The following is a 14,613-nucleotide window of genomic DNA, read 5'->3' as shown; positions in this document are numbered from 1 at the left end:
GGTGGCTACGATTGCCCAGTGGGTGGCGGGGGCACGCCTGCGTACCCTGCCCATTGTGATTGCCCCGGTGGTCATCGGAACCGCGGCCGCCGTGGACACCACGGGGAAGCTGGCTTGGTTCGAAGCCGTCCTGGCCCTGGTGGTGGGACTGTTGCTGCAGGTCGGGGTGAACTACTCCAACGACTACTCCGACGGGATCCGCGGCACCGATGACGTGCGTGTGGGCCCGCTGCGGCTGACCGGCTCGGGGCTGGCCGCACCGGCCACGGTCCGCAACGCAGCCTTCGCCTGCTTCGGTGCGGCCGGTATCGTCGGCGCCTTCCTCGTGGTGTACACCGGATCCTGGCCGCTGCTGCTGGTTGGCGTCGCGGCCATCATCGCGGCGTGGGGCTACACCGGCGGCAAGAACCCCTACGGCTACCGTGGTCTCGGCGAGGTGTTCGTCTTCATCTTCTTCGGCCTCGTGGCCACCTTGGGCACCACCTACACCCAGGCCCACCAGCTCACCCTGCCGGCCTACATCGGTGCCGTGGGCACCGGACTCATCGCCACCGCCCTGCTGATGGCCAACAACATCCGCGACATCCCCACCGACAAGGACGTCGGCAAGATGACCCTGGCCGTGCGGCTGGGCGACGAGGCCGCACGCATCAGCTACGTGATGATGCTGGCCGTGGCCATCCTGCTGCCGCTGGTGCTGGTGTCGACCCATCCGTGGATGTGGCTGATCCTGCTCACCGCGTTGCTGGGCGGCATGCCGAGCTGGACCGTGCTGCGCCGGCACGAGCCCGGCGCCCTGATCCCGGTGCTCAAGCAGACAGGCATCATCAACCTTGCCTACGCCGCGTTGTTCACCCTGGCGATCGTGATGGACAAGGCCCTGTCCTGACAACCCGAGGGTGCTTCACCCGGGCCTCAACCGTGACTTCGAACGCGTGGTTTGGCCTTGGCCGGCCTTTGGCCTTCACTCCCGGGTCGTTGGCCGGCGGTATCTTCCACGCGGCCTGAAGGCCAAGGCACGGCCCGCTGCCGCACAGGCGCCCAGCAGTGTGCAGAACCAGAACAGCGCCATCGATCCCACGGCAGACCACAGCCCGATGCCCGGAAGCAGCCCGAAGACAACCAGGAATGCCACGACGTGCACCCATGGCACTTGCACCCTGCGCAGGACCAGGTCCAGCAGCAAGACCAGTGGAAGCCCGACGAATTTCGGCACGAGGATACTGATGCCGGCAAAAATCGACCCCTCCCAAAAGTGGCCGTCGTAGGCGGCGGGGACTCTTCCACCCATCCCGCCTCGGCAAACACCGCGAGCACGAGCGTGATGCCCAGCCACAACCCGAGCGTCGTGAGCCAGCCCTTGACGATCGCGAACCCGTCGAGGGCGCGCGCCGCCGAGGTTTCCCGGTGCCCTCGTTGCCCGGTGTCCATCAAGGTCCTGCCCTTCGAAATACCCGGGGGCGCAGTACCCGCGCCGGTGTCGCGGGGCTTCCCGCCTGGCGTTGGCCTCACTATCCTCGCTTGTCTCCGGAGCATGGCAACGGGGCCGGGCAACCGCAGAAGCATGCTTGGCCATGGCGCTGACGGGTCCGGCGCGGTTCTCCCCATTCGGCTCGACGCCGGTGGACCGGACGCCGTGTCGGAACCGCACTAGGGCCGGGTGGCGCGCTCCAGCAATTCCAGCACGTGTTCGTAGGGCTGTTCCGTCGCCCGGGTCATGCCCAGCTCGCAGGTCCGGTTGCACGAGGCATGCGCGGCCGCGCCGAAGCCACGGACCTCGGCGGCCTGCGCCTCGGTGGCCGAGGCGGTGAGCTCTGGGTGCAGCATCCCGCGGTCCCCGGCGAACGCGCAGCACCCCCAACTCTCCGGGACCTGCACGGTCTCGGCCACGGCCTCGGCGACGGTGTGCAGCGCCGGGTTCAGCCCCATGCGCGTGGAGGAACATGTCGGGTGCAACGTCAGGGAGGCCACCTTCCGCCCCTCGGGCAGCTGCGGCAGGATGTGTTCGGCGGTGTAGTCCACCACGTCGATGATCCGCAGCGGCTTGCCGCCTGCCGGGATCTCTTCGGCTTCGATGCTGTGGCGCAGGCCCTCGGTGCACGAGGAGGCATCGCAGAGGATCGGAAGCTCGCCGTTGCGGCTGGCGGCGCGCAGTGCCGCGACGGTGCGCTCCCCCATGGACGCATGTCCCTTTTCCATCCCCTTGGATGACCACGGGGTGCCGCAGCACAGCGAGTCGATGCCCTCGGGCACGAGCAGTTCAAGGCCCGTGCGTTCGGCCAGGGCGCCGAAGCTTTCCTGGATCCCGGCTTGCACGGGGTCCGCGGGCCCGAACATGGTGTTCACGCAGGCCGGGAAGTAGATCGCCACCGGTGCGCCGGTCGGTGCCGGGCGTGCCCGCTTGGTGCCGCCGGCGGGCAGCTCGGCGGAATACAGCGGCAGCGTGTCGTCCCCCAGCACCGCGCGGCCAACCCTGTTGGCGCCAAGCACCAGCGGAACCGGGAGCTTGTCGGCCATGGTCAGCGCCGTGCCGGCACCCCGGGTCACGGCCGACCAATGCTTCGCCGCGGCGTCCCAAACAGCGCCCTCGAGCCTGCCTGCCTCCTTGGCGCGCAGTTTCTTCACCAGGGTGCCGGTGTTGATGTCCACCGGGCAGGCGGTCTGGCACATGCCGTCGACCGCGCAGGTCTCCACCGATTCGTAGGTGTAGTCCTTCTCGAGCTCTGCCACCAGCTTTTCGTCGCCGGCCTGCCGGGCAGTCTCGATGGCGCGCAGCGTGACAATGCGCTGGCGCGGGGTCAGCGTGAGGTTCCGAGAGGGGCAGACGGGTTCGCAGTAGCCGCAGGCCACGCACCGGTCGACCTCCTCATCCACTGCGGGGGTGACCTTGATGTGGCGCAGGTGTGCCTGCGGGTCCTCGTCAAGGATGACCCCCGGGTTCAGCAGGCCCGCCGGGTCGAGCAAGGTCTTGAGCTCGCGCATGACCGAGTAGAGTTCGTCGCCGTATTGGCGGCGCACATAGGGTGCCATCATCCGGCCGGTGCCGTGTTCGGCCTTGAGCGAGCCGCCCTCGCCGAGCACGAGGTCGACCATGTCCTCGGTGAATGCCGAGTAGCGCTCGATTTGGTCCTTCGTGTGGAAACCGTCGGTGAGCATGAAGTGGACGTTGCCGTCCTTGGCGTGGCCGAAGATGACCGAGTTTTCGTAGCCGTATCGCGCGAAGAGCACCGACAGCTCGGCGCAGGTCCTGGCCAGGGCCGGAACCGGCACGACCACGTCCTCCAGCAGCGCGGTGGTTCCCTGGGTGCGGGCCCCCGCCACGGAGGCATAGAGGCCCTTGCGCAGCTGCCACAATTCGGCGCGGGCCTTCGTGTCCGGGCTGAACCTGGCCGGGGTGCTGAGCTCGAGCGAGTTCGCCAGCGCCGTGCCCGCGGCTTGGCGTTCGGCCAGTTCCCCGGCACTCGTGGCGGTGTATTCGACCAGGAACGCGGCATGCGACTGCACGTTCAGGTCGGTGACGATCGCCGGTGACCCGGGCAGCGCCTGGCCGACCTTCAGCGAGAGCGAATCCATGAGTTCCACGGTTGCGGCCCCGGAGCCCACCAGCGCCTCGAGGGACTCGTTGGCGGTAAAGAGGTCGTCGAAGACCAGCAGGGACGTGGTCACGTGCCTGTAGGTGGGCACGGTCCTGAACGTCGCCTCGGCCACGAACCCGAGCGTTCCCTCGGAACCGACGATCAGGTGGGCCAGTACCTGGGCGGGATCCTCGTAGTCGAGGAACGAGTTCAGTCCGTATCCCATGGTGTTCTTCATGGAGAACTGGTGCTTGATTCTCGCCACGGAGTCGGGGTTGGACCGCACCCGCTTCGCGAGGCGTTCGAGGCCATCAAAGAGAACCGGTTCAAGAGCCCGGAGTTTCTCGTTGGCATCGGGGGCACCGGTGTCGATGACGGTTCCGCTGGTGAGCACGATGACCAGGGATTCGAGGGTGCGATATACGTTGTCCACGGTTCCGCAGTGCATCCCGGAGGAGTTGTTGGCCACCACGCCGCCGATGGTGCAGGCCACCTCGGAGGCTGGATCCGGACCGAACTTGCGTCCGTAGAGCGCCAGCCGTGCGTTCAGGGCACGCACCGTGACTCCGGGCTGGACCCGCACGCGCATGCCGTTGTCCAGGACCTCGATGTCCTTGAAGTTCTTCCGCACGTCGACCAGCAGCGAGTCGGTGACTCCCTGCCCCGAGAGCGAGGTCCCGCCCGAGCGGAACGTCAGCGGCAGCTTGAGCGCGGCACTGGCTTTGAGCAGGGCGCCGACCTCGGCCGCATTGTTTGGGATCGCCACGGCTTGCGGTGTCAGCAGGAAGTGGGAGGCATCGTTCGCGTAGGCATGCAGGTCGATGGCGCGTTCGGTGAGCTGGTCGTCGTTGCCCAGCGCATTGCGCAGTGTGGGAATCAAGGTGTGGCTTTTCCGTTCCATCAGGTGAGAATACTCCGTCGGGCGTGCAAGGGGTCTTGAGTGTCCAAGCCACCAACCCTACGATTGTCTAACAAGTACACTTGTGCATCAAGCTCTCTCCGGCAAAATCTGTCACGATTGTTGTCCCTGTTGCCCGCCAGTCAAAGGATCCCGTCTTCATGAGCCAACGCGTCTCCGCGCTTTCCATCATTGATGCCATCGCCGGGGATCTGCGCCGACGAATCTACGCTGGCGACCTCGTGCAGGGAACGCCATTGACCGAGGCGGAGCTGGCGGCATCCTATGACGTCGCCCGCCCAACGGCCAAGGCCGCCATCGAACGACTGGTGGCGGATTCCCTGCTGGAGCGCGGAGCCCACAAGACGGCAAGGGTGAAAACACTGGGGGCCGAATCGGTCCGGGACATCTATTTCGCGCGGGCGTTCCTGGAATCCGAGGTGGTCCGGCGCCTGGCCAGGACTGCCACCGTCCCGGAAGCCGCGCGCAGGGCGAACACCGAAATCGAGGCCCGGCTTTCGCAGGCGGCGACGGCAATCATCGACCCGGACATGGACTTCCACACGGCCTTGGTTGACGCGATGGGCAACCAGCGGACCAGCGCAATGTATCGCTCGCTGCTGGGCGAAGTCCGGCTCTGCATGACTCGTGTGCAGTCGCTGGAATTGCTCGATTCCGCCCAGATCGCCAGCGAGCACGCCACCATCCTGGAACGGATTGCGGCCGGGGACCCGGAAGGCGCGGCCGGGGCACTCGATGGGCACCTGGCCCACGCCAGGGAATTGCTGGCGGCCGAACTCGAAGGGAACGCGGGACACCGTTCCTGACCAACGGCCCATCTCCGCTTAAAGCCAGAGGGGCTGCGCCCTGCACGCCCTTGCGTACATTGCGCAGCCCCTCGGCCGCATGGATGCGAAGTTTACTGTCCGTTGTCAAGGAAGCGGTCTTCGGCTTCCTCGTCTTCCAGGTCGTGCCTGGTCTTCTTGGGTCCCCGTGCGTTGAACATTTTCTGCACATCGGCGTTTGCCGCCAGGCGCATCTTGTTCAGGAACAGGTAGCTCAGCGCAAAGGCGATCACCAGTGCGATGAGGCCGGCCGTGTACAACGGCCACTGCAAAAGGAAGACCAGTGGAAGGAAAACTACGAAGAAAAGGGCTAACCGGATCACGGTGTACTTGAAGAACTGCACCCCTCCAGTCTAGACGCAGCCAGAACACAGATAAATTCACTAGACTGTAGGCATGGTCAGGAACTTTATTTTTATGGCGTTGGTTGCACTCGCAGTAACCATCTATGCCTTGATCGAATGCGTGCGTACGCGTCCGAGTGATGTGCGTTCGCTGCCCAAGGCAGGTTGGGTGGCGGCAATCGTCCTGCTTCCACTGATCGGAGCAGGATTGTGGTTCTGGTTGGGCCGCCCGTCCTCCAGCACCTACGCGCAGCCCACCCAGGCCAACAGGTCTGCCACCGGTGCACCGGACGACGACCCGGAATTCCTCCGCAACCTGGAAACGCAGCGCCGCAACAAGGCCCGCGAGGACGAACTGCGCCGCAAGGAGGCCGAACTCGAAGCCCGCGAACGCAAGCTACGCGAAGAGGGCAAACCGCGGGATGAAGGCGGAAACCCCACCGAGGAAACCCCGCGGCACACGCCGTAGTCACTTCCTCGACCTCGAAACGCCGGATGGGTGGTGGACCAAGTCTTCCTTGGGCCACCACCCATCTGCTTAATCCCCCTTGACGTTGATGATCTGGCGCAGCTTGTGCCTCACCTCCACCAGGCCGGCAGCATCCTCCATGACCCGGTCAATCGGCTTGTAGGCACCGGGGATCTCATCGATGAAGGCGTCGGTGTCGCGGTATTCGATCCCCTTCATCGCTTCCCGCAGCTGATCGACGCTGAAGGTCTTGCGGGCTGCCGATCGCGAGTATTCCCGGCCGGCACCGTGCGGCGAGGAATCCAGCGCCACTTTGTTGCCCTTGCCGACGACCACGTAGGATGCGGTGCCCATGGACCCGGGGATCAGACCCGGATCCCCCTCGCGGGCCCGGATGGCCCCCTTGCGCGAGAGCCACACCGACTTGCCGAAGTGCGTTTCCTTCTCGGTGAAGTTGTGGTGGCAGTTGATCCGCTCGATTTCCCGCACTTCTCCCCCAACCCATTCGCTGAACTGGCGAATGACCCGGTCCATCATTTCCTCGCGGTTGAGCAGGGCGAAATGCTGCGCCCACTTCAGCTCCCGGATGTATGCATCGAACTCCTCGGTGCCCTCCACCAAGTAGGCAAGGTCGGGGTCGGGAAGTTCGATCCAATACTTCTTGGCAACCTGCTGGGCCACCTTGATGTGTTTGGTGGCGATCCGGTTCCCGACCCCGCGGGAGCCCGAGTGCAGGAACAGCCACACGTTGTCGTCCTCGTCCAGTGAGACCTCAATGAAGTGGTTTCCCGAGCCCAGCGACCCCAGCTGCAGTTCCCAGTTTCCCGCGTAGTTTCCCGGATCGAAGCCTGCACGCTGCGCGAGGTCCTTGAGCTCGGCGATGCGTGGCACCGCGGTGGCGACGACCTTTCGGTTGTACTTGCCAGCCGAGAGCGGAATGGCGCGCTCGATGTCCTCACGCAGCGCCTTGCGGTCCTTGGGCAGCTGGCGTGCGGTGTACTGGGTCTTCACGGCAATCATGCCGCACCCGATGTCCACCCCGACCGCCGCGGGAATGATGGCTCCCAGGGTGGGGATGACGGATCCTACGGTTGCTCCCTTGCCAAGGTGGGCATCGGGCATCAAGGCGAGGTGGGGGAAGATGAATGCCATCTTCGAGGCGGTGATGGCCTGCTCACGGGTTTTCTCATCCAGGATGGAAGCCCAGTTCTTGAGCCGGCTATTGATGGTCTCCACGATTTCACTTTCTGGTGTTGTTTTCCTTGCCATGGAAATTCACGGCAAAGCTAGAAAGGTTCGGGGAAACGATCGGATCCAAAAAAGTAACCCCGAACCATTGTGTGGTTGCGGGGCTTGGCTTGCTGCTGGCGTGCAGAAGTCTATGCGCGGGGCAACCGACGGCCTGGTTCTTGCTTGCACTGGCGATTGAATACGCGCAGGGAAAGAGCGCTTGTGTGAGTCATTTGCGGATTCAGCACGGATCTTTCCCTTCAGTTCAGGACGTTTTCCATGGATCGGGATCTAGATTGAGTCGATCACAGTCAATGACCGACAAATGCCGAGCCTAACATCGAGAATTGATTTTGAGCAAGATGTTCTTGATTTGTCCCGGAGCGCCGCTCCGTTTCCTGGGGTCGCCATCCCGGCTTCCGCTGTGCCGTCGGGCCGCGAGGCGGATACGGAAGTGTATGGCCGCGCTCGCTCGGCAGGCGCCGGAGTCCGAGGCATCAGGCGGGTGGCCCCGTTTGCCCCGGAAATGCAAGAAGCCCTTGCCCCGGGTCTGGGACAAGAGCTTCTTTCTTTGTGGCGGGGACAGGATTTGAACCTGTGACCTCCGGGTTATGAGCCCGGCGAGCTACCGAACTGCTCCACCCCGCGTCGGTAGATACAACAATAACAGCGCTTTGCCCGTCGACCTAATCGGGTGGTGAATCCAGCGAGTTTCATCGGAATCACGGCAGTTTTCGGCAGAAATCGATGGATCATTCCTGTTATTTGAGTCGAAACGCACGATATTCATGCACTTTTGGTTGTGAGGTCGATCACCATTGAATGCCGCTGCCTTCTTGCGATTCGCACGGACGCCGGAGGCAAACTGGCTTCCTTCCGAGGTGGTCATTGCCATAGGGGGGCCAAGGGGCACTGATATCGAACAGCCGGCTTCCTCCAATGCTGCGTCCCAGATCGGTTCGTGTGCCCTTGGCACGCCGGTCAAGTTGGGGGACGTGACGATAATGCCTTCCCAGCGCACCGAACTGCCGTCATGCTCGTTGCCTTGCCCGTCGAAGCCCTCGCCGTTGTTCGACTCGGCAGAAAGGACGGCATCCGCGGCCGTTTAGCCTTGGACCCCTCGCAGATACTGCCGTGGTCCCGGCTTGGCAAATTCAAGTAGTCCACTCAGGCGCCGCATCGTCGGTGGCTTCGTGGTTCTGACCGGCACTCAAATAGACCAAAGCGGACCGCAACCTGGGAATGGACCTAGCCGGGAAGGCCGCCCGAACGCATGCGGCCGCACCCGTTCCCCTGCAGACAGGTCTGGCCTTCGCCGCCCGGTTCCGGCGGAAGGCGGCTGTTTCCGTTCGGCCCAAGGCCGCCAACGGACCCTCGAGGGACCTGTTAACGCGGCAGTGGCCCCGCGCCCGCAAATGCGGGAATGGGGCCACCAGGTGCAGCGTGGGGTCTTTACAGGCCCGCGTAGGAGTGCAGTCCGTTGAAGTAGATGTTCACGACTGTGAAGTTGAAGACGATGCACAGGTAGCCGATGATGCTCAGCCAGGCCGAGCGGGCACCTGTCCAGCCGCCGGTGGCGCGGGCATGCAGGTAACCGGCGTAGACAACCCAGATCACGAAGCTCCACACTTCCTTGGTGTCCCAGCCCCAGTAACGGCCCCAGGCGGCTTCGGCCCAGATCGCTCCGGCCATCACGGTGAAGGTCCACATCACGAAGGCCACCGCGTTGATGCGGTAGGCGAAGTTTTCCAAGGGAGCGGCACCGGGGACCAGCCTCATGAACGGCATCTTGTCCGGCTTGCCCGCGGCCAGGGAATCCATTCGCGAGTGCTGGACCAGCTGGAGCACGTTCATCGCGAAGGTGATGGTGAACAACGACGAGGCCAGCACGGCAATGGACACATGAATGATCAGCCAGTAGCTCTGCAGGGCGGGCACCAGGTGTGCGACCGGTGTCGGGAAGCCCATGGTGGCTCCACACAGCATCACGGTGACAAGGCCGATGACGAAGGTGCCCATGAAGCGCAGGTCCTTCTTCAGCAACACGAGCGAGAACACGAGGGCCACCAGGAAGGAACCGGTGGACAGGAACTCGTACATGTTGCCCCACGGCACGCGGCCGGCAGCAATGCCGCGGGCGACCACGGCAAAGCCCTGCAACAGCACGCCAAGCCAGGTCAGGGAGACAGCAATCTTGGCCGCCATGCGCTTGGCGGAGCTGGCCGTGTAGCTCATGGAGTCGTTGACCAGCTCGTCTTCCGCGCCACTTGAGGGCGGTGTTCCCACGGCGCCGGCCGCGACGAGGACCTTCTTTTCCGATGCAAGCGTCGCGGCGTCGATCTCCTGGATGAGCTTGCTTGACTTCGCAAGATCCCACGCGAAGGCCACGAAGGCCGATGCATAGACAATTGCGGCAAGCAACATGAACAGGTCGCTGTACTGACCCAAGGCCACGTTGATCGTGGGCATGTTGTTTTCCATTCGGTCTCCTAGACTCCGGCTCGCTCAACGGCGGGCCACTGCTGCTCAAGTAGCTTGCGCAGCTCCTTGGCTTCGGATTCAAGTCCGTGGTCTTCACCGCGGGCCAGCAATCCGTATTCGATTATCCGCTCTTCACGGCCCGATCCGTCAACCGAGGTCTTGACCTTCACCCAGGCACGGCGTCGGGCAGTGAACAGTGAGATGCCCAGTCCCAACAGCGAAAGCGCTGCAAAGATCGCCACGGGGCGCTTGCTCGGGTCGTAGGCGATATCCACGCCGATAAAGCGCTTGAGTCCGTCAAAGGAAATGCTCCCCTTGCCGTCCGGCAGCTTGTAGGTCTGTCCTGCCGACAACACGATGCCCCCGGCGTCGAGGTTTCGGTTGTTCAGTTCTTTCAGGTTGTCGGTTTCAAGAACGTAGACGTTTTGCGGATTGCCGTCGTCCAGTCCCAGGTTTCCGTAGTACGAGTTCAGCTGCAATTGCGGGTTGATGGCGTTGGGGTCTCCGGAAATCGCGAACCCCGTCTCGTCCGTCATCGCGGTGGGGAGCAGGAAACCCTGGAAGCCCAGCTGATCCGGCTTGGCGTCGGGGGCCTTGATCACCATCAGCGAGGTGTACATGCCATCCTGGGGCACCGACACCACCGGTCCGCTGAACGCAACGTTTCCGGCGCCGTCACGGACGGTGACCACCGGTGCATAGCCGTTGCCGACCAGATACATGTCCGCGCCATCGATGCGCAGCGGATGGTTCACCCGGATCGTTTCCTTCTGGGGTTCGGCATCCGGGCTGCGGCGGGTTTCGACCTCGGCAGTGAAGTCGATCGGCTGGCCGAAGTGGGTCGTCGATTCGCGGTCGAAGGTGATGTTGAACTTGTCGAGCTTCACCGAATACGGGTCCAGGGAGTCTTCCTTGAACCAGGTGCCGGGCTTGAACGAATCGTAGGAAACCAGCGAGTTCACGAACGTCTCGCCCTCGACCAGGACGCGTTGCCCGTTGTACCCGAAGGCTCCGCCGATGCCCACCGAGGCCAGGAGTCCCACCAGGGAAATGTGGAAGAGCAGGTTGCCGATTTCACGGATGTATCCGCGCTCGGCACCCGCCGACGGGGTCGGGCCCTCGGTACGGGCTTCGGAACGATAACCGCGCTTCTTCAAGAGCGCGGCGGCCTGCCGGGCGATTTCCGCGTCGCTGAGGCCGGACTCCGACGCGGACTGGATCTCGATGGTGCCGTTTTGCGGCAACCGGTTCAGTCTTGAGGGGGTGCGCGGCGGCGGAGTGCGCAGGGCCTTGGCATGCTTTTTCACGCGCGGCAGGATGCAACCGATCAGCGAGATGAACAACAGCATGTAGATCGCCGAGAACCACACCGAGGAGTACACGTCGAAAAGCTGGAAGCGGTCCAGCCACTCCCCGGCGGTTGGCTTGTTGGTCAGGTAGATGGTCACCTGCTCCGGATTCACCGAGCGCTGGGGAAAGAGCGACCCGGGCACCGCGGCCACTGCAAGCAGCAGCAGCAGGAAAAGCGCCGTTTTCATGCTGGTGAGCTGGGTCCAGGCCCAACGCAGCATGCCAACGAGTCCCAGGGCCGGGACCGCTACGTCTTTTTTCATGTCATTTTTCGCCATTAGATGGGCAACCTGATCTCATTGGTGAACCAATCCTGCAATTGCGTAACCCAGGTACCCCACAGGCCAGTGGCCATCAGGATTCCCAGAAGAATCAACATGCCGCCGCCGAAGCGCATGATCGCCAACTGGTGTCGACGGAAAAATTGCATGGCTCCCATGCCGCGGCGTATTGCCATGGCGATGAAGAGGAACGGCAGTCCCAATCCCATGCAGTAGAAGAAAGTCAGCAGGGCGCCCTTGCCCGGATTCGGATCCACGCCGGAGCTCATCGCCAACACAGCGGCCAGCGTCGGGCCGATGCACGGCGCCCATCCCAAGCCGAAGGTCAGACCCAGGACCGGAGCCCCCCAAAGACCCGCCGGTGGCTTGCGGTGTATCTTGGCCTCTCGCTGCATGAAGGAGAACTTCCCCATGAAGACGATGCCCATGAAGATCACCACCAGACCCAAAAGCTGCGTAACCCACGCACCCTTGTAGATCATCCATCCGGCGATCTGTGAAAAGAGCACGCCGGCGAGCATGAAGATAACCGTGAATCCGAGGATGAACAGGCCGATTCCGGCGACCATCCGTCCACGTTTCTGCTCGGCGAGATCGGCGCCGGAAAGGCCGGTGACGTAACCCAGGTACCCCGGTACCAGTGGCAGCACGCAAGGCGACAAGAAAGAAACGAGGCCCGCCAGGATGGCCACGGGGACAGCGAGAATCAGCGACCCGTCCTGCACGATCTCGGCAAACTGGTTGCCTTGGGCCGGCAGCATCAAGGCGCCGGCCAGCACGGGGTTGATCACAACGACTCGGTCAGAGCCGTATTGATCAGGGCCTTGAGCGTCGGCTTTTCGGCGACACCGAGGATGCGTGCCGAGACCCGGCCCCGTTTGTCCAGCACCAGTGTGGTGGGCACGGCCTTGAGCGGGACGTATTTGGTCATTGCCAGCTGGATTGCGCCCTGGGTGTCTTGGATCGAGGGGTACTTGATCCCGAAGGTGCGCTCGAATGCCTCGGCGGCTTCCTTCTCGTCGCGCACGTTGATTCCAATGAATTCGACCTTGCCCTTGAACTCCTTGCTGAGTTCAACCATGTGCGGTGCCTCGATGCGGCACGGGGCACAAGCCGCGTACCAGAAGTTCAGGACGGTGGCCTGGTCGGCCCAGTCGGCAGAGTCGATCTTGGTTCCATCGTAGGAAACGGCCTGGATCTCCACCGGGGCCGTACGCGAGTCGGGACCGTATTCCTGCACGGATCCGTCACCGGCGATGTAATTCTTGTTGTTGCCCTCGCGGGCCTGCTTGGCCAGGGGGTCTTCGTCACCGACGCATGCAGCCAGAGGCAGGACGGCAGCCCCAATCAGGGCTGCGCGCAAGAATGTACGTCGGCCCAAGCGCTGTGCTTGGGCCGAGATGGGATCGGTCATGATCTCAAGCTCCAGGGATGTTCGCAGCGTTGGCCAGGAGGTCCACGCTAGGTTCTGCATAACGGACTGCGACCAGACTTTCACCTTCAAAGTCCAGGCTAGTCACGGAGGTGAGAGTGCACTCGCGTTTCCGCGGGTCATGCCACAGGGCTCGGCCCTCGGCAGAGCGGCGCGTGACCCAGATCGGCAGCTGGTGGCTGACCAATATGGCTTCGGCTCCACGGCCGCCAAGCTCAACCGCTCGGTCGCGGTGTTCGACAATGGCGGTCATCATTCGTGCCACCTGGTCCCGGTAGGGCTCCCCCCAGGATGGACGAAAAGGGTTAACGACGTAGGACCAGTATTTTGGTTCCTTCAGCCGGTTCTTGATCTGCGAGAGTCCCTCGAAGCGGTTCGCGGCTTCGATGATCCGATCATCGGTCACGATTTCCAGGCCCAGCGCCTTGGAAGTCGGTTCGGCCGTTTCCTGCGCCCGAACGAGCGGGGAGGAGACCAAATGCGTGATGTTGGCTCCCGCATTTCGCTGCGCGGTGAAGTACTCCGCAGCACGAACGGCCATTTCCTGGCCAAGATCGGAAAGGTGGAACTCCGGTAGCCGACCGTAGAGAACCCTGTCCGGGTTATACACTTCGCCATGACGCAGAAGGTGAACGGTAGCAGTCGACATGGGTTAAGTGTCTCAAAACTTTGTTCCGATACCTAAACCGGAAACGTGACTTTGCCCTTGCACCGACCGGAAATCGCGAGGAATCGGCTTCAATTTCTACAACTTGTACAAGTGTGGCCGTATTCGGCGCCGCAAGTGCCCCGGGCTTTGCCACCTCGTTGGACAAATCGTCCAAACACTACGAAAAACCATCCTTAGGGAGGGTCAAAATGGAAACCGCACCCTATATCGTGAGGGGTAAGCCGTAGTTTCCACCAATAGGAGCAGGTTATGTCTACCCCTGAAAATGATCCCCAGAACCCGAAGCCGCCGTCCGGCGAACCGAACCCTCCGCAGTACGGGCAGCGCACGCCGCAGGATCCGAACGCCGCCGGCCAGCCGCCCTACGGCCAGCCGCCTCAGCATGGCGTCCAGCAGCCCAACCCCTACGGGCAGAACGCCAACCCGTACGGCCAGCAGCCGCCCGCCAACAATCCCTACGGCCAGCAGCCTCCGCAGGCGCCGTCGCCCTACGGCCAGCAGCCATACCCTGGCGGCTTCCCGGTGCCTCCGCAGGGCAACTTTGCGGCACCCCAGATGCCAACGCACCGCCCCAAGGAACTGGACACTTCGTTCTGGGCCATTCTGGCAGCCGGTGTGGTCTCTGCCATCGCGGTGGTCACCTCGGTCTTTAGCCTGAACTCGGCAACGCTGAGCAGCGAACTCGGCGCCATGCCGGGCATGACGGAGCAGCTTGAGGCTTCCGGCCTGACCCTGGACGACGTCGTGGGGATGCTTCCGGCAATCCAGTCGACCGCGGTGGTCTTTGCCTTGATCTTCCTGGGCGTCTATGTGTTGATTGCGTTCATGGTCCGCAGGGGAAGCAACGTGGCACGCATCTTCGCCACGATCCTTGCAGCGCTCTCGCTCTTGAGCCTCGGAAGCGGAATACTGATCCTGCTCTCGGTCGTGCTCGGCGTCGTTGGCGTTGTCTTCGCCTGGTTGCGCCCGGCGAGCCAGTACATTGCCGCCCGCCGTGCGGCACGGGCAGCGGGATACCGCTAAAAAACCGCCCATTCA

13 protein-coding genes and 1 tRNA gene are annotated in these 14,613 nt (G+C 63.3%); 4 read left to right on the top strand and 10 right to left on the bottom strand.

All coding sequences use genetic code 11. The features are described 5' to 3' along the window. Nucleotide 1 precedes the first annotated feature (1 nt). Nucleotides 2-889, top strand: coding sequence for a 1,4-dihydroxy-2-naphthoate polyprenyltransferase (locus J2T21_RS16990; RefSeq protein ID WP_307582973.1), 888 nt, complete (start codon nt 2-4; stop codon nt 887-889). Between the two features lie 75 nt (nt 890-964). Here J2T21_RS16990 and J2T21_RS16985 read toward each other — a convergent pair whose 3' ends face one another. Further along, the gene (locus tag J2T21_RS16985) at nt 965-1,216 is read right to left on the bottom strand and encodes a hypothetical protein (RefSeq protein WP_307582971.1); all 252 of its coding nucleotides are present in this window, start codon (nt 1,214-1,216) and stop codon (nt 965-967) included. Nucleotides 1,217-1,650: 434 nt separating this feature from the next. Next, nucleotides 1,651-4,476 carry an FAD-binding and (Fe-S)-binding domain-containing protein gene (locus J2T21_RS16980; protein WP_307582969.1) on the bottom strand — a complete coding sequence of 942 codons (2,826 nt, stop codon included), beginning with the start codon at nt 4,474-4,476 and terminating at the stop codon, nt 1,651-1,653. Between the two features lie 158 nt (nt 4,477-4,634). On the opposite strand from J2T21_RS16980, the gene J2T21_RS16975 reads away from it, so the two are divergent. Continuing rightward, on the top strand, nt 4,635-5,300 hold the full coding sequence (locus J2T21_RS16975; protein ID WP_307582967.1) for a GntR family transcriptional regulator: 666 nt from the start codon (nt 4,635-4,637) through the stop codon (nt 5,298-5,300). Nucleotides 5,301-5,392: 92 nt separating this feature from the next. On the opposite strand, the gene J2T21_RS16970 is transcribed toward J2T21_RS16975, so the two are convergent. Further along, nucleotides 5,393-5,662, bottom strand: a complete 270-nt coding sequence (locus tag J2T21_RS16970) for a DUF4229 domain-containing protein (protein WP_071212779.1) — start codon at nt 5,660-5,662, stop codon at nt 5,393-5,395. Nucleotides 5,663-5,714: 52 nt separating this feature from the next. Here J2T21_RS16970 and J2T21_RS16965 point away from each other — a divergent pair, with 52 nt between their 5' ends. Further along, entirely contained in the window at nt 5,715-6,131 is a 417-nt protein-coding gene (locus J2T21_RS16965) for a PLD nuclease N-terminal domain-containing protein (RefSeq protein WP_307582964.1), read from the top strand. A 69-nt stretch (nt 6,132-6,200) separates the two neighbouring features. Here the strand turns inward: J2T21_RS16965 and J2T21_RS16960 are convergent, their stop codons facing one another. From J2T21_RS16960 to J2T21_RS16930, 7 genes are all read right to left on the bottom strand, one after another. Next, entirely contained in the window at nt 6,201-7,367 is a 1,167-nt protein-coding gene (locus tag J2T21_RS16960; protein ID WP_307582962.1) for an RtcB family protein, read from the bottom strand. 568 nt (nt 7,368-7,935) lie between these two features. Next, nucleotides 7,936-8,009: transfer RNA gene (locus J2T21_RS16955), tRNA-Met, on the bottom strand. Nucleotides 8,010-8,813: 804 nt separating this feature from the next. Further along, nucleotides 8,814-9,842 carry a c-type cytochrome biogenesis protein CcsB gene (ccsB, locus tag J2T21_RS16950; RefSeq protein WP_373458064.1) on the bottom strand — a complete coding sequence of 343 codons (1,029 nt, stop codon included), beginning with the start codon at nt 9,840-9,842 and terminating at the stop codon, nt 8,814-8,816. 8 nt (nt 9,843-9,850) lie between these two features. Continuing rightward, the gene (gene resB / locus J2T21_RS16945; RefSeq protein ID WP_307582960.1) at nt 9,851-11,455 is read right to left on the bottom strand and encodes a cytochrome c biogenesis protein ResB; all 1,605 of its coding nucleotides are present in this window, start codon (nt 11,453-11,455) and stop codon (nt 9,851-9,853) included. A gap of 14 nt (nt 11,456-11,469) precedes the next feature. Beyond that, the gene (locus J2T21_RS16940; RefSeq protein ID WP_071213220.1) at nt 11,470-12,234 is read right to left on the bottom strand and encodes a cytochrome c biogenesis CcdA family protein; all 765 of its coding nucleotides are present in this window, start codon (nt 12,232-12,234) and stop codon (nt 11,470-11,472) included. 26 nt (nt 12,235-12,260) lie between these two features. Beyond that, a complete protein-coding gene (locus J2T21_RS16935; RefSeq protein ID WP_071212776.1) occupies nt 12,261-12,887 on the bottom strand; it encodes a TlpA family protein disulfide reductase in 627 nt (208 codons plus the stop codon). 4 nt (nt 12,888-12,891) lie between these two features. Next, complete coding sequence (locus J2T21_RS16930) at nt 12,892-13,554, bottom strand: histidine phosphatase family protein (protein WP_307582957.1); 663 nt, start codon at nt 13,552-13,554, stop codon at nt 12,892-12,894. Between the two features lie 270 nt (nt 13,555-13,824). Here J2T21_RS16930 and J2T21_RS16925 point away from each other — a divergent pair, with 270 nt between their 5' ends. Next, nucleotides 13,825-14,598: a hypothetical protein gene (locus J2T21_RS16925; RefSeq protein ID WP_307582955.1), complete on the top strand. Its 774-nt coding sequence runs from the start codon at nt 13,825-13,827 to the stop codon at nt 14,596-14,598. Nucleotides 14,599-14,613 lie beyond the last annotated feature (15 nt).

The organism is Paeniglutamicibacter psychrophenolicus (assembly GCF_030812255.1).
Lineage (GTDB): Bacteria > Actinomycetota > Actinomycetes > Actinomycetales > Micrococcaceae > Paeniglutamicibacter > Paeniglutamicibacter psychrophenolicus_A.
This window is presented reverse-complemented; position numbering and strand designations above follow the sequence as displayed.

Coding starts and splice junctions, on each gene's coding strand:
- J2T21_RS16980 (WP_307582969.1), bottom strand. CDS start 4,476: ATGGAACGGAAAAGCCACACCTTGATTCCCACACTGCGCAATGCGCTG.
- J2T21_RS16975 (WP_307582967.1), top strand. CDS start 4,635: ATGAGCCAACGCGTCTCCGCGCTTTCCATCATTGATGCCATCGCCGGG.
- J2T21_RS16965 (WP_307582964.1), top strand. CDS start 5,715: ATGGTCAGGAACTTTATTTTTATGGCGTTGGTTGCACTCGCAGTAACC.
- ccsB (WP_373458064.1), bottom strand. CDS start 9,842: ATGGAAAACAACATGCCCACGATCAACGTGGCCTTGGGTCAGTACAGC.
- resB (WP_307582960.1), bottom strand. CDS start 11,455: ATGAAAAAAGACGTAGCGGTCCCGGCCCTGGGACTCGTTGGCATGCTG.
- J2T21_RS16940 (WP_071213220.1), bottom strand. CDS start 12,234: ATGCTGCCGGCCCAAGGCAACCAGTTTGCCGAGATCGTGCAGGACGGG.
- J2T21_RS16935 (WP_071212776.1), bottom strand. CDS start 12,887: ATGACCGATCCCATCTCGGCCCAAGCACAGCGCTTGGGCCGACGTACA.
- J2T21_RS16930 (WP_307582957.1), bottom strand. CDS start 13,554: ATGTCGACTGCTACCGTTCACCTTCTGCGTCATGGCGAAGTGTATAAC.
- J2T21_RS16925 (WP_307582955.1), top strand. CDS start 13,825: ATGTCTACCCCTGAAAATGATCCCCAGAACCCGAAGCCGCCGTCCGGC.